This window comes from Oscillibacter sp. MSJ-31, from assembly GCF_018918025.1.
Lineage (GTDB): Bacteria > Bacillota > Clostridia > Oscillospirales > Oscillospiraceae > Hominicoprocola.
Genome location: NZ_JAHLPT010000066.1, coordinates 1 through 926, shown reverse-complemented (window position 1 = coordinate 926; position 926 = coordinate 1). Strand labels below are relative to the sequence as shown.

Below are 926 nucleotides of genomic sequence, written 5' to 3'. Positions count from 1 at the left end.
GAATAGGTCAACCGGATACGTTTGATGTGCAGCCCGAAAGGGAAAAGCCGTGCGAAAGGGACAGGCCATGATCCCGCCGAGAAAGGAGGAAAAGGGGGAGCGGTCCATTGGCGCACAGCAGGCCGTGGCGGGCCTGTGGCGACGATCTGCACATCAGGATAATGATACATTCGCCCAGCCACAGTCCGAGCGTGAAGCGGTCCTGACGGACCGTGAGCCGTCGCAGGCAATGGGGGCGATCTGCGAGAACCGCAGGGGGTGAGAGTCCCGTGCAGGTGGTGCCAGCCGCCGTCCGGTTTGTTCCTGAAACCATGTTGAAATTTTACAAACAATATTTCAGAACCGCGTCCGCATGAGGACGCGGTTTTTGTCGAAAATTGCGTCTCACCATGAGACGCGATCCAATACCTAATCAGGAGGTTTTTTGATGGATAAAAACGAAACCGCTCCGCGCGTTGAAACGACACACAAGCTCGGCAATACCACCTATGTTGTAAATGGTATTTACGCTTCCAAGGGAGCTACTGCGACCGAAAAAATCAAGCGTTTACTTGACAGAGAAACGAAGAAGTAGACGTGCGAAAATTTGACGCTTATTTTTCCCCATCGTATAATATAAGTGTCAGTTTGGTCACACGGTAGCTGCCGGAATGGAGGCTTCAAATGAATAGGCAGCAGGAAAAAATCACCGCGCTTTACCGGGGAGAGGGGGGTGCTTTGATGGCGAACTACACGAGATCACCTATCGAAAAGTGGGTAGCCCTCTATGTCCGCCTTTCCCGCGATGACGACAACGAGGGCGACAGCAACAGCATTTCCCATCAGGTCGAGATACTGACGAAGTACGCCAAGGAGCATGACATTGAGAACTTCAAGATATACAAGGACGACGGCTTTTCAGGAACGGACTTCAATCGCCCCGGCTT

General features: G+C 52.4%; 3 protein-coding genes. All 3 read left to right on the top strand.

Annotation, left to right across the window (positions count from 1 at the left end; genetic code table 11):
* The first annotated feature begins 49 nt into the window (after positions 1–49).
* Complete coding sequence (locus tag KQI17_RS13440) at positions 50–262, top strand: hypothetical protein (protein WP_216496695.1); 213 nt, start codon at positions 50–52, stop codon at positions 260–262.
* 165 nt (positions 263–427) lie between these two features.
* Complete coding sequence (locus KQI17_RS13435; protein ID WP_216496689.1) at positions 428–574, top strand: hypothetical protein; 147 nt, start codon at positions 428–430, stop codon at positions 572–574.
* A gap of 146 nt (positions 575–720) precedes the next feature.
* Positions 721–926 (top strand): recombinase family protein (locus KQI17_RS13430; RefSeq protein WP_216496694.1); only part of this gene is annotated, 206 nt, incomplete at its 3' end.